16 protein-coding genes are annotated in these 18,742 nt (G+C 35.6%); 14 read left to right on the top strand and 2 right to left on the bottom strand.

Features of this window, described 5'->3' with window-relative positions:
- The first annotated feature begins 3 nt into the window (after positions 1-3).
- From FB551_RS07710 to FB551_RS07665, 10 genes are all read left to right on the top strand, one after another.
- Entirely contained in the window at positions 4-951 is a 948-nt protein-coding gene (locus FB551_RS07710) for an electron transfer flavoprotein subunit alpha/FixB family protein (RefSeq protein WP_047429869.1), read from the top strand.
- A 189-nt stretch (positions 952-1,140) separates the two neighbouring features.
- Entirely contained in the window at positions 1,141-1,740 is a 600-nt protein-coding gene (locus FB551_RS07705; protein ID WP_047429872.1) for a bifunctional nuclease family protein, read from the top strand.
- Positions 1,741-1,762: 22 nt separating this feature from the next.
- Positions 1,763-3,145: a nucleoside permease gene (locus FB551_RS07700; RefSeq protein ID WP_047429875.1), complete on the top strand. Its 1,383-nt coding sequence runs from the start codon at positions 1,763-1,765 to the stop codon at positions 3,143-3,145.
- A 298-nt stretch (positions 3,146-3,443) separates the two neighbouring features.
- A complete protein-coding gene (locus FB551_RS07695; protein WP_142016520.1) occupies positions 3,444-3,848 on the top strand; it encodes a hypothetical protein in 405 nt (134 codons plus the stop codon).
- Positions 3,849-3,850: 2 nt separating this feature from the next.
- Positions 3,851-4,261 carry a hypothetical protein gene (locus FB551_RS07690; protein WP_142016517.1) on the top strand — a complete coding sequence of 137 codons (411 nt, stop codon included), beginning with the start codon at positions 3,851-3,853 and terminating at the stop codon, positions 4,259-4,261.
- A 57-nt stretch (positions 4,262-4,318) separates the two neighbouring features.
- Positions 4,319-5,497: an acetyl-CoA C-acyltransferase gene (locus FB551_RS07685; RefSeq protein WP_142016514.1), complete on the top strand. Its 1,179-nt coding sequence runs from the start codon at positions 4,319-4,321 to the stop codon at positions 5,495-5,497.
- A 290-nt stretch (positions 5,498-5,787) separates the two neighbouring features.
- A complete protein-coding gene (locus FB551_RS07680; RefSeq protein WP_047429885.1) occupies positions 5,788-7,278 on the top strand; it encodes an MFS transporter in 1,491 nt (496 codons plus the stop codon).
- 201 nt (positions 7,279-7,479) lie between these two features.
- Positions 7,480-8,406, top strand: coding sequence for a mevalonate kinase family protein (locus tag FB551_RS07675; RefSeq protein WP_142018088.1), 927 nt, complete (start codon positions 7,480-7,482; stop codon positions 8,404-8,406).
- A gap of 10 nt (positions 8,407-8,416) precedes the next feature.
- Positions 8,417-9,346 carry a UbiA family prenyltransferase gene (locus tag FB551_RS07670; protein WP_047429889.1) on the top strand — a complete coding sequence of 310 codons (930 nt, stop codon included), beginning with the start codon at positions 8,417-8,419 and terminating at the stop codon, positions 9,344-9,346.
- Between the two features lie 63 nt (positions 9,347-9,409).
- Positions 9,410-10,576 carry a proline dehydrogenase family protein gene (locus FB551_RS07665; RefSeq protein WP_047429892.1) on the top strand — a complete coding sequence of 389 codons (1,167 nt, stop codon included), beginning with the start codon at positions 9,410-9,412 and terminating at the stop codon, positions 10,574-10,576.
- Positions 10,577-11,014: 438 nt separating this feature from the next.
- Here FB551_RS07665 and FB551_RS07660 read toward each other — a convergent pair whose 3' ends face one another.
- Complete coding sequence (locus tag FB551_RS07660; RefSeq protein WP_142016512.1) at positions 11,015-11,551, bottom strand: helix-turn-helix domain-containing protein; 537 nt, start codon at positions 11,549-11,551, stop codon at positions 11,015-11,017.
- A 969-nt stretch (positions 11,552-12,520) separates the two neighbouring features.
- Between FB551_RS07660 and FB551_RS07655 the strand changes: the two genes are divergently transcribed.
- On the top strand, positions 12,521-13,630 hold the full coding sequence (locus FB551_RS07655) for a M14 family zinc carboxypeptidase (protein ID WP_142016509.1): 1,110 nt from the start codon (positions 12,521-12,523) through the stop codon (positions 13,628-13,630).
- Between the two features lie 206 nt (positions 13,631-13,836).
- Here FB551_RS07655 and FB551_RS07650 read toward each other — a convergent pair whose 3' ends face one another.
- On the bottom strand, positions 13,837-14,334 hold the full coding sequence (locus tag FB551_RS07650; RefSeq protein ID WP_047429898.1) for a DUF4920 domain-containing protein: 498 nt from the start codon (positions 14,332-14,334) through the stop codon (positions 13,837-13,839).
- A 142-nt stretch (positions 14,335-14,476) separates the two neighbouring features.
- On the opposite strand from FB551_RS07650, the gene FB551_RS07645 reads away from it, so the two are divergent.
- The 3 genes from FB551_RS07645 (at position 14,477) to FB551_RS07635 (ending at position 18,390) form a co-directional block, all read left to right on the top strand.
- Positions 14,477-15,889 carry an APC family permease gene (locus FB551_RS07645; RefSeq protein WP_142016506.1) on the top strand — a complete coding sequence of 471 codons (1,413 nt, stop codon included), beginning with the start codon at positions 14,477-14,479 and terminating at the stop codon, positions 15,887-15,889.
- 152 nt (positions 15,890-16,041) lie between these two features.
- A complete protein-coding gene (locus FB551_RS07640; protein WP_002979175.1) occupies positions 16,042-16,482 on the top strand; it encodes a GPW/gp25 family protein in 441 nt (146 codons plus the stop codon).
- 24 nt (positions 16,483-16,506) lie between these two features.
- The gene (locus tag FB551_RS07635) at positions 16,507-18,390 is read left to right on the top strand and encodes a type VI secretion system baseplate subunit TssF (protein ID WP_142016503.1); all 1,884 of its coding nucleotides are present in this window, start codon (positions 16,507-16,509) and stop codon (positions 18,388-18,390) included.
- Positions 18,391-18,742: the final 352 nt, after the last annotated feature.

The raw sequence follows: 18,742 nt of genomic DNA, 5'->3' as shown, positions 1-18,742 counted from the left end.
GAAATGGCAGTATTCGTATACGCAGAAAATATAAACGGAGTTTACAAAAAAGCAGCTTTCGAAGCAGTTTCTTATGCTAAAGCTATCGCTGACAAAGCAGGAGATACCGTTACGGCAATCTCTGTAAACCCAACAGATTCTTCAGATTTATTATACAAATATGGAGCATCAAACGTCATCAATATCAAAGACGAAGGTCTTAAAAATTTCTCAGCAAAAGCATTTGCACAGGCTGTAAGTGAAGTGGCAGATGGAAATATCATTGTTTTCCCTCACACTACTGATGCTTCTTCTATTGCACCGATGCTTGCTGTAATGAAGAACTATTCTTTAATTACTAATGCATTGGAAGCTCCTGAAAGCCTTTCTCCTTTCCAGGTAAAAAGAAGAGCATTCTCAGGAAAAGGTTTCATGCATGCAAAAGCAGAAGGAAACGGAGTAATCGTTACTGTTTCTCAAAACGCTTTCGGTGTTAAAGAAAATGCAGTATCAGGTTCAGAAGAAGTGAAAAACCTATCTGTAGCTAATGAAGACACTAAAGTGATCTCTCACGAGCAGAGTTCAGGTAAATTAGACCTTAAAGAAGCTGAAGTTGTTGTTTCTGCCGGTAGAGGAATGAAAGGGCCAGAAAACTGGGGAATGATCGAAGATTTAGCAAACGTTTTAGGAGCAGCTACAGCATGTTCTAAGCCTGTTTCTGATATCGGATGGAGACCTCACACAGAGCACGTAGGACAGACAGGTAAAGCTATTTCTCCGAATCTTTACATTGCAGTAGGGATTTCAGGAGCAATTCAGCACCTTGCCGGAGTAAACTCTTCAAAAACAATCGTAGTAATCAACAGTGATCCTGAAGCACCGTTCTTCAAATCTGCTGACTATGGAGTAGTAGGAGATGCTTTTCAGATTATTCCTGCACTAACTGAGAAAATTAAAGCAATTAAAGGATAAGAAAGTGAATTGTGAATAGTCAATTCGCTTTGCTTGTCAATTTTTAAATAAATAATTTACTTGCGAAGCAAAATTCACTATTGACGTTTGACAATCATCAACAATACAGATAAAAGCTCGGCTTTCCGGGCTTTTATTTTTGCGTAAAAAAGTGAAAACACAATAAAAAATTAATCTATATTTGTAGCTATGGATTATAAGCAGCTAATTATTCGCGGAATATCGTACAGCCAGACCCAGTCGGGGGCTTACGCATTGTTACTGGAGCATGAAGAAACACATATAAAATTACCTGTTGTTATAGGAAATTTCGAAGCCCAGTCTATCTCTCTCGGATTGGAAAAAGATATTCATCCACCGCGTCCTCTTACTCATGATTTATTTACAAAATTTATAGTTTCTGCCAATTTTGAGCTGATTTCTGTCATTATCTATCAGATTGTAGACGGAGTATTCTTTTCAAATATCAACTTTAAAAATAAAGTAACAGAAGAAGAACTGATCCTTGATGCCAGAACTTCCGATGCTGTTGCAATGGCCGTAAGATTTGATGCGCCAATATTTACAACGCAGCAGGTTTTAAATGAAGCCGGAATCTTATTGGAACTGGAAGATGTTTCAAAAGAAGAACAATCATTCTCAGAAACTGTACAAACAGAAGATAACTTAAAATCTCTTTCTATGGAAGAGCTTCAGAAATTATTGGACGAAGCCGTTAAAGAAGAAGACTATGATACCGCCCTTGAAATCCAGGAAGAAATCAAGAGAAGGAAAAAGAAAATTGACTAAAGAGATACTTTTTATATAAACTATGAATTTAAAATTACGCCTGACCATCCTCAGTTTTCTCCAATTTTTCGTTTGGGGAGCTTGGCTGATTACGATGGCAAACTTCTGGTTTGGCACAAAACATTGGGATGGAACTCAGTTTGGAGCTGTGTTCGGAACAATGGGAATTGCTTCTATATTTATGCCAACCATTACCGGAATTATTGCTGACCGCTGGGTAAATGCGGAACGCATATTTTCAGTATTACACATCCTCTATGGGGTTATTCTTTTTATTTTACCTCATTCTGCAGACCCGAATTCCTTCTTTTCAGTAATGCTTTTGGCCATGTGTTTCTACATGCCTACCATTGCACTTGCTAATTCAATTTCTTATACGATCCTGAAAAATAACAATCTGGATGTGGTGAAAGACTTTCCACCGATTCGTGTATGGGGAACTATTGGTTTTATTGTTGCGATGTGGATTACAAACCTTAGTGGGAATAAAGAAACAGAAGGTCAGTTTTACATCGGAGGTGTTGTAGCAATTTTCTTAGGGATTTATGCCCTTACACTTCCAAAATGTCCCCCACAAAAACTTATTGACAAACATTCACCATTATCCGAGCAGCTAGGCCTGAATGCATTTAAGCTTTTTGGAAACTATAAAATGGCATTATTCTTTATGTTTTCAATGCTTTTGGGAGCTGCACTTCAACTTACCAATGCATATGGTGACGTATTTTTAAGTGAATTTGCTCATTTTCCTAAATATGCAGACTCATTTGTAGTAAAGAGATCTACCATCATTATGTCAATTTCCCAGGTTTCAGAAACCCTGTTTATTTTGGCAATTCCTTTCTTCCTGAAGAAATTTGGAATTAAAAAAGTAATGCTGATATCGATGCTGGCTTGGGTTTTAAGATTCGGATTCTTTGCTTATGGGGTGCCGGACGGATTTGGACTTTCATTAATCATTCTTTCATGTATTGTGTACGGAATGGCTTTCGATTTCTTTAATATCTCAGGATCCCTTTTCGTGGAAACGACTACCGACAAAAAGATCCGTTCTTCGGCTCAGGGATTATTTATGATGATGACCAACGGTTTTGGAGCAGTTTTTGGAAGTTATGCCGCAGGATGGGCTATTGATAAGTTCTTTACCCACAAGTTTTCTACGGCTTCAGATCTTTCTGCTTACCTGCAGACAACCCCTGATAATCCTACTTTCCTGAACATTTTAAAGAAAAGCTTCAATGCAGCTGTCAATTCAGACGGAACTCTTTCCTCTGTGGTGATGGTAAAAGACTGGCAGCAGATATGGCTTTCTTTTGCAATCTATGCATTAATACTGGCGGTTTTCTTTGCCGTACTGTTTAAACATAAACATAACCCGGAAGATGTTTCGTCAGTGAAACACTAATTGAAACTTATATTTATTAAGATATTAAATTGCATTTTTGAAAAAAAATGCAATTTTTTTATTTTCAGATATCCTTTTATACAATAAAGCTTTGCAGAAGAAAAATATGGACTTCTATCATGATAGAAACGGTAAGTAGTTATTTTTAATTTGATAATAAATCCTGTTTTTATTTGTAAAATAGCTAAAAATACTGATTTTTTTTTGTAGCTAACAAGTGTTCGGGTACGGAATTTCTATTTTTAAAACACACTATTTAAAACTGTGTTTTTTTTTGTATTTTGGCACTTTAGTAAATATGAAAAATATTCAGTTATTAGGATTACTGTTAGTAATTATAGGTAGTTTTCTACCCTTGGTACATGTGCCTGTAATAGGGAACTGGAACTATTGGAAGCTTGATCATTATCTGGCTATAGCATGCTGGATTTTTTCTGCTTGTGCCGTTTTTGGAATTGTAAATAACAGTGCCAAAATCGTAAGGTTTTTTGGTATTCTGCTTATTCTTTTATTCGGATTTACCCTGGTTGCTGTAAAAATGCAGTCGCTGCAATACTTTAGTTTTTTACCATTCAAATCCTGGCAGGAAACTTTTGCAGGAATTGTTAAACTGAAATGGGGTTGGGCTGTAGAATTTCTAGGCGCTTTTCTGATGGTTTTTGTAGGAGGAAATAAAAAAGTTAACAACAGAACACAAATATAAACATGAACTTCTTAACACTTTTTTCAGCAGGAATTTTGTTGACAGCAGCTACACAGATTCAAGCTCAGGCAACGGAACAGAAAAAACCGGATAATCCGCCTAAATGTACAAATATAAAAGAAGGAACGTTTGTAAGGCCCAATTACCCGGAAGCAATATGGTACATGACCATTAAAGATAATGTTCAAACCGAATATTTCAATAATGGAAAAGACTTTATCAAATCTACATTGGTTTTTGTGGATGACTGCAATTATAAAGCAATCGTGTTGGAGAAATCTGATAAAAATGATCCCGCACAGATAGGGGATGTCTTCAATAATAAAATAGTAGCTACTCAGGATAATATTCTGAAAGTGAATACCAAAATTGAAGGAACTCAATTTGATATAGTATACGTAAAAGTAAAATAAATTCTAACTATAAAAACGGAATCTTTATTCCGTTTCAGCTAAATAAAAATTATATACATGAAAGAAGTATTCATTGTTTCCGCAGTAAGAACACCTATGGGGAGTTTTATGGGAAGCTTATCAACAGTTCCGGCTACAAAACTGGGAGCAACTGCTGTAAAAGGAGCATTAGATAAAATCGGTTTGGATCCTAACCAAGTTCAGGAAATCTATATGGGAAATGTTCTTCAGGCAGGAGAAGGCCAGGCGCCGGCTCGTCAGGTTGCTTTAGGAGCAGGTCTTTCAATCAATACGCCTTCTACTACAGTCAATAAAGTTTGTGCTTCAGGAATGAAGGCCGTAACAATGGCAGCTCAGGCTATTAAAGCTGGTGATGCAGAAGTAATTGTTGCAGGAGGTATGGAAAACATGTCTTTAGTTCCTCATTATTACAATGCAAGAGTGGCTACAAAATTAGGCGATATCAAAATGCTTGATGGAATGGTACTTGATGGTCTTACAGACGTGTACAATAAAGTACATATGGGAGTATGCGCAGAAAAATGTGCAGTAGACTATAATATTACAAGAGAAGATCAGGATAACTTCGCTGTAGAATCTTACAAAAGATCTGCAAAAGCTTGGAGCGAAGGTAAATTCAACGAAGAAATTGTGCCGGTTTCTATTCCTCAGAGAAAAGGAGAGCCCGTAATCTTTGCTGAAGATGAAGAATATAAAGCGGTAAACTTTGACAGAATTTCAACGCTACCTACCGTATTCAAAAAAGAAGAAGGAACAGTAACAGCTGCAAACGCATCTACTCTGAACGATGGAGCTTCTGCATTGATCCTTGTTTCTAAAGAAAAAATGGAAGAACTTGGATTGAAACCTCTTGCAAAAATCGTTTCTTATGCTGACGCAGCACATGAGCCTGAAAACTTTACAACAGCTCCGGCAAAAGCATTACCTATCGCTATTAAAAAAGCAGGATTAGAAGTTTCAGATATTGATTTCTTCGAATTCAACGAAGCTTTCTCAGTAGTAGGATTAGCTAACAACAAAATCTTAGGATTAGATGCTGCTAAAGTAAACGTAAACGGAGGTGCTGTAGCATTAGGTCACCCACTGGGAAGTTCAGGATCAAGAATTATCGTTACACTAATCAACGTATTGAAGCAAAATAACGCTAAATATGGAGCAGCTGCTATCTGTAACGGTGGTGGTGGTGCTTCTGCAATCGTGATTGAAAACCTATAATTGACACATACAACCACACTGTGTGTGGTAAGCTAAAAAACCGGGGTCAAAGACACCGGTTTTTTATTTACAGAACAGAATGATACGATCTGACAACCTTACATTCAGGTTAGTCAATACATCATTTACCAACATACATGGATGATTTTCAGCCCTTGGAAAGTATAAAATAGCATTAAAACTTTGCTGAATTATTTCAATACCTTACCATTATTATTTTCAAAATAATATTAAAAACCGTAGAATATTCCGTAGTTTTTCTATTTTTGTGCTACTAATATATATTTGAAATGTCTGAAACTGAGAATCGACAGCCTAAAAACATAAAGAATAATCCGAAAATTATGAAAGCCTGGGCTGTATATGACTGGGCAAATTCTGTTTATTCCCTGGTGATTACCTCTACCATTTTTCCCATTTATTACTCTATCCTTACCACCGCTTACGAGAAAAAAGAATACGTAGCAGAAACCAAAACATGGATTGATGTTCCGGTAAGGCATATGATCAAAATTTTTGGAGAAGAATATCAGCCTGATGCTGTTTACGGGTATTCTCTTACCATATCATTCTTTGTTGTAGTATTGCTGTCTCCGTTTTTATCTTCATTAGCTGATACCATCGGAAACAAAAAATCTTTCCTGCAGTTCTTTTGCTATCTGGGTGCAACATCTTGTATGGGGTTAGCTATGTTTACAGGAATGCATAATGTATTTTTAGGACTTTTATTCAGTATTACGGCCAGTGTTGGTTTCTGGGGAAGTTTAGTTTTTTACAACTCATTTCTTCCGGATATCGCTACACCGGACAGGCAGGATGCGCTTTCTGCAAGAGGATATGTCTATGGATATATTGGTTCGGTAGTTTTAGTAGTAATTTGTCTTGTGTTGATTCAGGTTTTTGCCAAAGGAGCAGCTCAGCAGCTACTGTTTACAAGAATCAGTTTCCTGTTAACGGGAGCATGGTGGTTTGGTTTTTCTCAATATACATTCAAGCACCTTCCTCAGTTTGGAGATGTGAAAGATAAACTTCCTAAAGATTTAGTGCTGTTGAACTATAAGAATATCTTCAAAAAACATGAAGAGCAGGGAGGCTTTTTCGAAGTATTTAAAGACAATCTGAGCTTCTATAAAGATATTGCAAAAGAAAGTTTTCACGAACTGTTTAAAGTAGGAGGAGAGCTTTTCAAAGATAAAAATCTGAAATTCTTCCTGTCAAGTTTCTTCTTTTACAGTGTAGGAATGCAGACCATTTTCCTTATGGCTACATTATTTGGCAAGAGTGAAATTAACCTTGCTCAGGATAAACTGATCGGAACCCTTTTGGTGATTCAGATCGAAGCAATCATTGGAGCTGTTATTTTTTCAAGATTATCCAAGAGAATCGGTAACAAAAACGTTATTTCAATCGCCATCATCCTTTGGATTGTAGCGTGTCTCTGGGCTTATTTCCTGAACAAAGAAAACCCGACGGTAGAATACCAGTTTTATGGAGTTGCTGCAGTAGTAGGTTTGGTAATGGGTGGTCTTCAGGCCATGTCCAGATCTACCTATTCAAAATTACTTCCGGAAAATTCAATGGAGAACACAACTTACTTCAGTTTCTATGATGTATTGGAGAAAATTGCCATTATTATCGGAACATTTATCTTTGCTACATTGATCGAGCATTTCAATAATATGCGTATTGCGGCACTGTCCATGACCATATTTTTTGCCGCAGGATTGATTTTAATAAGATTCCTGAAGGTTAAAATGAGAAAAGACAGAGAAACATTATAAAATTAAAAGACGTTATTTTTTAACGTCTTTTTTTATCTGGGTAATTCATTGAATTTTATCTATGAAATTATATTTATTTACCATATTTTTTTCGTATTTTTAATAGAAGAACTGAAGAAAGTAAAATAGAAGACAATTCGGCCTGAGTTTTGCTTATATTCAGCGGAATAATTTTTAACTTTGCAAAAGATTAATGTCAATATGACCAACCCTTTATTTTATGCAAAAATAATCCTGTTTGGAGAATACGGAATGATTGAAGATTCCCAGGGGCTTGTTGTACCTTACAGCTTCTATAAAGGAACTTTGAAATTTTCAGATTTAAGTTCTGAATTTGAACTTAATTCCAACAGACATCTGCAGAAATATTCTGAATTTCTTACAGCACTCGATCTTTCCGACGATTTTAAGCTGGATATCGATAGCTTCAAAAAAGATATTTCAAACGGCCTTTTCTTTGATTCCAATATTCCACAGGGATATGGAGTGGGAAGTTCAGGAGCTTTGGTGGCTGCTATTTTTGAAAAATATTCAATCAGCAAACTGAACCCTGAAAATATTTCAAAAGATAATCTTAAAAAATTAAAAGCTGTTTTTGGCGAAATGGAAAGTTATTTCCATGGAAAAAGTTCAGGAATGGATCCACTGATCTGTTATATGAATCTGCCAATCCTTATCGAAAATAAAGAAAATTTAGACAGGGTAAATATTCCGGAAGGGGAAGAAGGAAAAGGTGCTATTTTCCTGATTGATTCGGGAATGACCGGAGAGACAGGACCGATGATCCAGATTTTCTTCGAAAAAATGAAAACAGAAGGTTTCCGTAAAACCCTGAAAGAAGAGTTTATCCGTTACAACAACGCTTGTATCGAATCTTTCCTTAAAAAAGACATGAATCCATTCTTCAGAAATCTTAAAAAGCTTTCTCACTGGGCTTATGAACATTTCCGCCCTATGATCCCTGAAAGTATTTTTAATATCTGGAAAAAAGGACTGGATTCCAACGCTTATTATCTGAAACTGTGTGGTAGCGGTGGAGGCGGCTATATCTTAGGATTTACCAAAGATTACGCAAAAGCTGAAAAAATGCTTGAAGGCTTCCAAAAAGAAGTGATTTACAGATTTTAAACAGATTGGAATGAATTCTGAAAAAGAACCTTTCCAATCCAAAAACTATGTATCAAAATCTTTATTTTACAGATTTTCACAATTCGTGGGCTTTCTCCTCGGAGCACGTTTTTTTGTAGCTGCTCTCCTGACATTTGCTCTCTATGTTTCTACTTTTTTCCTGTTCAACCAGGATGAATCTTTCAGAAAATTTGTCTTCGATTTCAAAGTACATGGGATTATTTTTTGTACTGTTCTTACCATTCTGGCAGGCGGTATTATCAATCAATTCTATGACCTGGAGAAAGATCATTTGGTAAAACCTTTCAGAACTAGGCTACAGAGGTTCATCAAACAAAAATATTTTCTCTACGCCTACCTGGCTCTCAGTGCTATTTCTTTAGGCGTAGCCTGGATGATTTCCCACAATGTATTTGTTTTTTTTGTAGTCTATCAGTTCTTTATGTGGTTTTACAGCCATAAACTGAGCAGAATACTGATCCTGAACAATCTTACTTTTGTCAGTCTTACTTTATATCCATTTTTTGGAATGATGGTGTACTACGAAACCTTTTCCAAAAAGGTTTTCCTGATGGCTGTTTTTCTATTCCTTATCCTGCTATGTATTGATATTGTAAAAGATACTCTCACCAGAAGTGTGGATAAAACATTCGGATATACTACCATTCCCAACTATTTTAAAAGCAGAAATACAAAAATTATTCTGACTTCTTTACTCATCGTTACCATGGTAGTTTCAATGAAGATTATTACAAAAACCGGTATTACCGGGTTTATGGCCTATTATTTTGCCGGAGGGCTTTTTGTCATGATCGTATGCATTTATCTCCTGTTAAATGCTTCCCGAAGAAGTAACTTGTTTACATTGAATATATTACGTTTCTGGGTTTTCATTGGAATCATCGCAATGCTTTTAAATGGAATAGAGCATAAATTGTAAAAAAATTCTTTAAATAAACTGAGGTTATTATTACCTTTGCATAACTAAATTTAATAAATAGGAATGCCCATTTTTAATGATACTAAAATTGCATTTGCAGACAAGTCTGATGCACAATTGAGAAAGGCTTACTGGATGTTTAAAATGATTGAACAGCCCGCTCTTACAAGCCTTGGAACATCTGTTCTGAATTTCACAGTACACAATAACTTTCCTTTCGTAACCGGAATTGTAAAAAATACCTTATTTGCACAGTTCTGTGGTGGTGAAACCCGTGAAGAAAGTATGAAAGTGGTGAAACAGCTGTTCAAAAGAGGAGTTGGAAGTATTTTTGATTATTCCATTGAAGGGAAAGAAGATGAGGAAACCTTTGATGCGGTTTGCAAAGAAATTAAGGACATTGTAAGATTCTCAGTAGGAAATCCGGCAATTCCTTTTATTGTTTTTAAACCTACCGCTTTCGGAAGAATTGATCTTTATGAAGCCGTTGGAAAAGGAGCAGAACTTACTACCAGCCAGAAAGAAGAATGGGAAAGAGTCGTAAAAAGATTTGATGAAGTTTGCAGTCTTTGCCATGAACATGATAAAAAAGTAATGGTAGATGCTGAAGAAACCTGGATGCAGGATGCAGCAGACCATCTTTGCGAAGAGATGATGGAGAAATATAACCAGCAGAAGCCTATCGTTTGGAATACCATTCAGATGTACAGAACGGGAAGGTTGGAGTATATGGAAGCCCATCTTCAGAGAGCAAGAGAGAAAAATTACTTCATCGGGTACAAAATTGTACGTGGTGCTTACATGGAAAAAGAAAGAGCCAGAGCAGCAGAAAAAGGGTATGCAGACCCGATTCAGCCAACCAAGGAGGCTTCAGATAAAAACTATAATGCTGGAATTGACTTTGTGATGGATCATTTGGATAAGGTTTCAGCGTTCTTCGGAACCCATAACGAAATCTCTTCTGAACTGATTATGGATAAAATGAAAGCAAAATCTCTGGAAAACGGTAATCCACACGTTTATTTCGGACAGCTTTACGGGATGAGTGATAATATCACCTTCTATCTGTCAGATAAAGGCTATAATGTGGCTAAATATCTTCCATACGGACCTGTAAAGGATGTTGTACCTTATTTGACGAGAAGAGCGCAGGAAAACACCTCTGTAGCCGGACAAACCGGAAGAGAGCTTGGACTGATCAAAAAAGAATTGGAAAGAAGAAAGAAATAATAATATTGTTCTTAAATATATTTGTTAGACCTGCAGTTTTGCAGGTCTTTTTTTATGAAACTTAAAGGTTAGGAATTTTATAACGAATTAGTAATAATCTGGGCAATGATCTTATGTCTTAATCATATTGTAAAATAATTTGATTTTTATTGCTGATTTGATTTTAAATATTTATATTTGATAGAGCCATAAAAAAACATATAACGATATCTTCAATTACTTATTATACATCTGTCTTAAGACAGTGTCTCTCCAATACACTAATCACCTTATCTATAGCTAAAATTATAACAATATAAATAGGGGGATCAGATGATCTGAAATATAAAATACCATCAGCTGATATCCTTCACAATATTTAAAAATAAAATAAAGCAATAGCTTTAGTTTTCTTCTTCAAATATTTTTTTAACCTGATCATTTCTTTGGTCAGGTTTTTTAAGGCTCAAAACTTTCGAATTTTCCGTTTTCGTAGAACAGAACAATACGTTTTATTTTACTTTGTTGATTACCAAATAGTTGACCCAATAAATGGTCGCCGGAGTTTTCTAATCGCTGAGAATCCGATATTTTTTCCGGAGCTTTATTCTGGGCCGGTATAACCGATTCTCCAGGACTTGATATTGAAGTTTCTGTTTCCGTTTCATCACTCCCGAATTCATCATCATCATTCATCATGGTAAAAAGATCGGGTAGTGGAGTCGTTTTTATTTTCTCTTCTTCGGTATGCTCTTCGTTAATTTCTGATTCGGGCACCTGTGATTTCAGCATCTCACCTTCTCCAGTAACCAGCCAGTCCCACAGAAGTTCGGGGAAACGGGATTTTATTTTTATGATAAATTCGAGAGACGGTTTATTTCTTCCTGATGTAATATGTGATATAGACGAACGCTGTACATCTATCTCATCTGCAAACTCAGAGGGAGTAAGTTGAGAATACTCTATAATTTTGGAAATTCTTTCATTTAAACTCATAAAAATAAGTCATTAATTATTTTACAAATGTAACTCTAATAATTTACAAATGCAAAATACAAATGTAAATAAATGAAAATATTCTCTGTATACATTTGTAACTTAATTTTAATTATTTTTAAATCAATAACTTATATATTAATTACAATTGTATTTACTTATTATACTAATCTATCATTACAACTTTCAACAGGTTATTTGTATCTATTAAAAGACCTATACTTTTCCAAAATACTGGTTTAAAAATGTAAATTCAGTCCATTTATAGTGCTATTTTGTCCGTTAAATATCTTTAAAAACAGAGTATACATTATTAAACTGCTTATATCGTTTTCGGTAATAAGATTATCAATAAATACCTCATAAAACGCATATAAAAGCACTTTTAATAGAGTTACACAGGTAAATTACTGATGTAAATACACCATTTTAAGCCTATATTCGGTTAAATCGAAGGTAAAATAGAGTTCCTGTTAAGCTACTCATTTTATTAAAGAGTAAAGCTCTTAAAAAATGTGCTGTTTGAACAATTTTTCGAAGCCAATTTAGTTTTTTACTCATTTTACATATGTATACAACTATAAACAACTTGGTTTTCCACAATTTTTATGTTTAATAAAATAGTCCTCAAATAGTAAAATCCGCCTTTTTATACACTTAAAGTACTGTTACAAATACTATTGAGATGAATTCCATAAAGTATTGATTTTTAACATTTTAAATAGCATGCATTAAATTATTCGCAATCCACAATTTTATCCACAGACAATTTGTCTTTCACTACTGTTTAACAATGTTACAAGTGTTAACTTGTTTTCATAACTCGAAAATTGGTTAATTTAAACCTTGTAAACAATTTTAAAATCAGATGGCAAATGTAAATTTGTGAATTTTGTTGATATTTACAAATGTTAATTTAAGTTTTTGACTAAAAATGGCTAAATTTGATTCTTGTAAACTATTCCTACAATGAATTTTGAACAGATCTATTCCCAAAACCCCGATTTCTCAAATCGCTATATTTCTCCTGAAAAATTATTTTCTTATCTACAGGACAATCTCAGCGATTATATTCAGGAGATCGGAACCTCCTATTTAGATAAACCTATTTATCAGTTAAGTATTGGAACCGGAAATATTCAGGTACTGGCCTGGTCACAAATGCACGGCAATGAATCCAATGCTACCCATGCTATGCTTGACCTTTTAGTGAGTCTTGATAAAGCTCCTGAAATGAAAGAGGATTTGTTCAGTAAAATACAGCTTGATTTTATATTCATGCTGAATCCGGACGGATCTGAAAGATGGACCAGATTGAATGCAGCCGATATTGATCTGAACAGAGATTTTCATAACGAAGCAAGCAAAGAGATTAAATTCCTCAAAAAAGCAGCGGCTTCGAAAAAATATGATTACGCTTTAAACCTTCATGAGCAGAGAACCATTTTTACGACTGATGGTATCCATCCTGCTACACTTTCCTTTTTAGCACCTTCTGAAAACGTAGAACGTACGGTTACTGAAAACAGAAAAAAATGTATGGCTGTAATCGGAAGTGTATACAACCATTTAAAAGAAATGATACCCAACCAGATCGGTAGATATTCTGATGAATTTTATCCTACTTCTACCGGAGATAATTTTATCAAAGCAGGAATGCCCACTATTTTATTTGAAGGCGGACACTTTGTAGAAGATTATGCCAGAGCAGGAACCAGAAAATATTATACAATTGCTCTTTATTATGCATTGGAAGCAATCAGTGAGCTGAACTCCGATATTACAGGATGGGAAACTTACCTTGAAATTCCAGAGAATCAGGAAACACATTATGATATTATTTACAGAAATGTAAAGTTGAATACAGAGCATGAATGTATCCTGGATATTGCAGTTCAGTACAGGGAGATCAAAGAAGAAGGGAAAAATGAGATCTCATTTATTCCTTTTGTAATGGCAGCTGGTGATGTAAAACAAAAGAAGGGCTGGCTGGAAATAGACTGTACCGGAAAGAAATTTATTTCAGCAACCAAATATCCGAAGCTGGATGCGGTTGTGGATTTTAAAATAGAAGATTAAAAGGATTTAAATAATCTCCTCATAAAAAGTTTCGGCAGGCCTTCAGGCCTGCCGAAACTTTTTTATAACTAATTTCCAAAATTCAAATGGCTGTCCACTCAATGATAATGTTATGCAATAGGAATGGGCTTTAGCCCATTTACTTTAATGAATATTCATCCGGCTTTAGCCAAAACTTAATTTTAGAATATCGATTCCTCTAAAGATTAGTTAACCACTTTAATTCCATTCGCTACAAATCTGATTTCCTCTTTTGGCTCAGTGATAGCGTCAATTTCAGACTGAGGTTTTTTAGCATCTTCTGCATAATGCTTCTGCTCATTTACAGAAATTACTTTTCTTTCTGCATTACCATCCAATACTACATTTTTTCCTTTTAATGCTGTAGGTACGAAGAAAGCATAATCCTTCATTTTTACAAAAAACTTAGAATTATCTTCTGTCTGGATCGTAAGCCAGCAGCCTTTTTTGTCACATACATCAGTTACTTTTCCTTTAATAGATACATTCTCAACTTTTTTGTTGTCTTTTTTAAGCTGCTTATTCAATTTATCTACGGTGATCGCTTTGGATTCAGCAGATGAAGTTACCTGACTTCCATACGTATCACCTACCAAAGCTTTCCCCTCTGGTGGACCAGATTGAGCAAATGCTAATGAAGAACCTGTTAAAGCGGCTGCAAATAATAAAACTTTAAATTTCATGTTTAATATTTTTCTCAAAAATACTAATTAAAATTGAATCATAAAGGAATAAAAAATGACAAAAAACAGGTGTTTTAACGAATTTTCAACAAATTTGAAAATCAAAGGCAGATTTGATTATATTTGACCCCTATACTTGACTATGCAAAAAAAACTGAAACTATGGGATGCCATCATGCTTGTGATGGGATCTATGATCGGAAGCGGGATCTTTATTGTAAGTGCTGATATGATGCGAAACCTGGGATCAGGTTTTTGGCTGATTGTAGTATGGGTGATCACAGGAGTGATGACTGTAGCAGCAGCCATAAGCTATGGAGAACTGTCCGCGCTGTTTCCAAAAGCCGGAGGGCAATATACTTACCTGAAAGAGATCTTTGGTAAAAGAATGGGATTTCTTTACGGATGGGGATTGTTTACTGTAATACAAACAGGCACAATTGCTGCCGTAGCAATGGCCTTTGGTAAATTTACAGCGTATCTGATCCCATCATTAAACGATGCCGCTCCTATTTTTCAGAGTGGAGAATTTAAAATTACATGGATACAGATTCTGGCGATTGCTGTCATTGTTTTGCTTACCTATATCAATACGAGAGGAGTGGAAAGCGGTAAAATTCTTCAGAATATCTTTACAGGTTCCAAAATTATTGCATTACTAGGTCTTATTGCTGCCGGATTTATATTGGTAGACATTTCTCATTTAGCAGAAAACTTCAGCTGGGGAACAGATTCTTTCAATAACCTTAAAAAAGATTTGAGTGGTAATTTCCTTAAAGAAGGTTGGGAGCCCATCGGAGGAATGACACTTTTAGGTGGAATTGCTGCTGCAATGGTAGGTTCTGTTTTCAGTTCTGTTGCCTGGGAAAGTGTGACATTTGTTTCCGGTGAGATTGAAAATCCTAAGAAGAATGTGGTGAAATCAATGATTTACGGTACTTCTGCCGTCATGATCCTTTATATTGCCGTAAACTATGTCTACTTAAATGCACTGGACAGAGACGGAATTGCATTTGCAGCCAATGATAGAGTGGCAGTAGCAGCATCTCAGAATATTTTTGGAAGTGCGGGAACTGTCATCATTGCTTTATTGGTAATGATTTCAACATTTGGATGTAATAACGGATTGATTCTGGCAGGAGCAAGAGTTTTCCAGACGATGGCAAAAGATGGAATGTTTTTTAAATCTGCAGTAAGAAACAATAAAAATGAAGTTCCGGAAAATGCATTATGGATGCAGGGGATCTGGGCTTCAATCCTTTGCCTGAGTGGACAGTACGGAAATTTATTAGATATGATCTCTTTCGTAATTGTTCTGTTCTATATGATTACGGTTTTTGGAGTTATTTATTTAAGAATGAAACAGCCGGAACTGGAAAGACCTTATAATACATGGCTATATCCGGTAACACCTGTTATTTATCTTATCATAGGAACTTGCTTCTGCATCTTATTGCTTATTTACAAACAGCAGTATACATGGCCAGGTTTTGTTCTGGTATTGCTGGGACTTCCGGTGTACTATTTCATCAACAGAAAAAAAGAAAATGCTTAAAATAAAAATATAACAGATTAAAGGGCTTTCAATTCAGTTTGAAGGCCCTTATTTTTCAATAATATTTAAAGTATTGTAACTATTATTTGTCGAAAATGTGTAATTTGGTATTTCGTTTTTAAAACAGGACCATGAAGTAAAAACAATAAGTTATGGATACACCAAATTACAGAATGCCTTTCGTACCGTCTACTTTAATGACCGAAGGCGGAAGTATCGATACCTGCGATATGGGGGAAAGTATTGCCCACAATATTATGCTGCTGATCACCACCAAAAAAGGGGAGAACAGATATGATGAAAACTATGGAAATGATGTCTGGAATCTTGAATTCGATAATGGAGTTACAAGTGCCATCTGGGAAAGCGTTTTTATCAAAAGCTTAAGAAGACAGATTCAGGAATATGAACCCAGAATCGTAAACCCGCAGATTGATGCTCATATACAGTTTGTAGAGCACAGCTACGATACTAAAGAACACACCGAAATTAAAAAGAAAGTAAGAATTGCCATCAATGCAAAAATGGAGGAAACTGGAGAACGGTTCAGCTTCTCAACAGAACTGTTTCTGAGTCCGATGTCTATTGATTAATGTTTTTAACAGCGAAAGAAAATTATGAATTTAGATCAGAATATTTATTCCAAAGAATCTGTAAAAGCAAGAATGCTGCAGAATGCAACAAAGGTCTGGGGATTAAGAAGCCCACAGTCTCTGGATCCTTTTGTAAAACTGTTGATAGATGCATTCAGTACAGAAGTTTTTAAAGCGAATAATGAAATACAGACGGTGAATGCCCGTATATTGGAAAAACTGGCAAAACTTCTTACACCGTCCATATATACACATCCTATTCCGGCTCATTCCGTTGCTTTTACACAGCCTTATGAGTCTTCCGAGATTTTATTGGAACACACGGAATTCTTCTTCCGTAAACAGATGACTTCCACGGTGAAATCAGAATCAGACAAACAGCTGAATATTCCTTTTACTCCGGTAGGAAATGTAAGAATCAATAAAGTTCACACTTCTATCATGTTTGTAGGAAATACCTGCTACAGCATCGATGACAGATTCAATAAAATCCCTATTGCAAGATTTCAGGGGAAACCCGAAGATTACAGAAAAATTACCATTGGAGTAGATGTAAGCAAATACGTAAGTGAAAACTTCCCGAAATATCTGAGCATATTCTGCTCCAATCCGGCTTTTGAACATCTTGATTTCGTCTATAAATTATTACCGTACATTACGGTGTCAAGTAATGGTAACCCTCTGTTTGTAAGAGAGGGATTAAGCTATCTTACAGAAAGTCAAAACGATGGTTATGAGCAGATGTTCAAAGAGCAATCTATCAGAAATAAGGTGATAGAAGATATTAAAAGTATCTATCGTCATAAGTTTATTGAAGTAACAGGAATTTCTCAAAGTCTGTTCTCAGAACCTGGACAGCTACCGCAGAATCTTGATTTTCTTGCCGGAAAAGAAGAAATCACTAAATTTCTGGATAATAAAAGCTACCTGTGGCTTACGTTTGAGTTTCCACCGCAATTTTCGGCAGAAATTCTTGACAATTTCTCATTTGTGCTGAATGCCTTCCCAATCTACAACAGAGGTTGGAAAAAAACCGAGTACAGCCTGGATATTATGGGGAATAACATTCCTTTGGTAACAGACGAAGGAGAGCATTTCCTTTATGTGGATGAGGTACAGGATGGTGACGGAAGAAAATATACTGAAATTCCTTTCACACCAGCCGATGATCTTAAAAAAGGGTTATACACTGTAAGAAAAGGAGGGATGGAGCGCTTCACCAGCAGAAATGCAGTCGACATGATTGCCAATGTTCTGGAACTGACAAGAGATGAAATTGCCGCCTTTTCCCTTTTGAACAGAGATAATGTAAAAGGAGTTCTCAGCGAAATGTCTGACAAAATGAAAACCATGGTGCAGAAGGTAAACAATGCCAAAAGGAATATCAGACAGGAACTGAATTACGTAATCATGGAACCTGTAGAAAAAACAGACCACACCTATGCTTCTTTTTGGGTAACGCACTGTACGCTGGCTAATCATATGCGACCAGGGACTGAACTTTCCAATCAGTTGAAGTCTCAGACGGTAGTATTGCTTACTGAAACATTAGGAGGAGCTGAAGAGCAAAAAGGAACTGACAGCATTCAGGCTTATAAATATGCACTGACAACCAGAGATAAGATCATTTCTTTGGAAGACGTTAAAAATTATTGCCGCATGATTCTGAAAGATGAGGTAAGGGAAGTAAGAGTAAGAAGAGGCACAATGATCAGTAATAAACCAAAAGAAGGATTCGTAAGAACGGTTGAGGTAGAAATCATTCCCCAGAACTATTCTTTCTATGGAAGAGCCTATTGGGAAAATATGGCCAATATCATCAGAAACCAGATTATTGCCAAAGCTATCGACGGAATTGAATATATTGTAAGAATTACCAATGAAGATGTTGATTTTCAGGATATGTAATTCTTCAAAGATCATTAAATCAGTTTAAAATATAAATGTCTTTATTAATATGCATTTTTAAACCATATCAATAGGAACGGGCTTTAACCCGTTTTAAAAATAGATAGGACTTCTGTTGGCTTCAGCCAAAACTTATGAATATAACGCAAAGCTCACAAAGTTCTTATTGATAGCCTTAAAATGTTCGCAAGGGCGTTTCACTCAGCAAAGAAAATATGAGCAATCATCTGAGCAATCTTTATGCAAATTTATAAATGCAAGTTAATGAGCTGTATGAATTATTAATTTGGATTCATTCAATAGGAACGGGCTTTAGCCCGTTTTTTATTTTAAAACATACCTATTGGCTTCA

Origin of the sequence: Chryseobacterium aquifrigidense (assembly GCF_006716485.1) — a bacterium.
GTDB lineage: Bacteria > Bacteroidota > Bacteroidia > Flavobacteriales > Weeksellaceae > Chryseobacterium > Chryseobacterium vietnamense.
The sequence above is the reverse complement of the archived record's forward strand: the minus strand, read 5'-3'. Positions and strand labels throughout refer to the sequence as shown.

Excerpts from the sequence above, each read along its gene's own strand:
- FB551_RS07710 (WP_047429869.1), top strand. The coding sequence starts at position 4 with ATGGCAGTATTCGTATACGCAGAAAATATAAACGGAGTTTACAAAAAA.
- FB551_RS07705 (WP_047429872.1), top strand. The coding sequence starts at position 1,141 with ATGGATTATAAGCAGCTAATTATTCGCGGAATATCGTACAGCCAGACC.
- FB551_RS07700 (WP_047429875.1), top strand. The coding sequence starts at position 1,763 with ATGAATTTAAAATTACGCCTGACCATCCTCAGTTTTCTCCAATTTTTC.
- FB551_RS07695 (WP_142016520.1), top strand. The coding sequence starts at position 3,444 with ATGAAAAATATTCAGTTATTAGGATTACTGTTAGTAATTATAGGTAGT.
- FB551_RS07690 (WP_142016517.1), top strand. The coding sequence starts at position 3,851 with ATGAACTTCTTAACACTTTTTTCAGCAGGAATTTTGTTGACAGCAGCT.
- FB551_RS07685 (WP_142016514.1), top strand. The coding sequence starts at position 4,319 with ATGAAAGAAGTATTCATTGTTTCCGCAGTAAGAACACCTATGGGGAGT.
- FB551_RS07680 (WP_047429885.1), top strand. The coding sequence starts at position 5,788 with ATGTCTGAAACTGAGAATCGACAGCCTAAAAACATAAAGAATAATCCG.
- FB551_RS07675 (WP_142018088.1), top strand. The coding sequence starts at position 7,480 with ATGACCAACCCTTTATTTTATGCAAAAATAATCCTGTTTGGAGAATAC.
- FB551_RS07670 (WP_047429889.1), top strand. The coding sequence starts at position 8,417 with ATGAATTCTGAAAAAGAACCTTTCCAATCCAAAAACTATGTATCAAAA.
- FB551_RS07665 (WP_047429892.1), top strand. The coding sequence starts at position 9,410 with ATGCCCATTTTTAATGATACTAAAATTGCATTTGCAGACAAGTCTGAT.
- FB551_RS07660 (WP_142016512.1), bottom strand. The coding sequence starts at position 11,551 with ATGAGTTTAAATGAAAGAATTTCCAAAATTATAGAGTATTCTCAACTT.
- FB551_RS07655 (WP_142016509.1), top strand. The coding sequence starts at position 12,521 with ATGAATTTTGAACAGATCTATTCCCAAAACCCCGATTTCTCAAATCGC.
- FB551_RS07650 (WP_047429898.1), bottom strand. The coding sequence starts at position 14,334 with ATGAAATTTAAAGTTTTATTATTTGCAGCCGCTTTAACAGGTTCTTCA.
- FB551_RS07645 (WP_142016506.1), top strand. The coding sequence starts at position 14,477 with ATGCAAAAAAAACTGAAACTATGGGATGCCATCATGCTTGTGATGGGA.
- FB551_RS07640 (WP_002979175.1), top strand. The coding sequence starts at position 16,042 with ATGGATACACCAAATTACAGAATGCCTTTCGTACCGTCTACTTTAATG.
- FB551_RS07635 (WP_142016503.1), top strand. The coding sequence starts at position 16,507 with ATGAATTTAGATCAGAATATTTATTCCAAAGAATCTGTAAAAGCAAGA.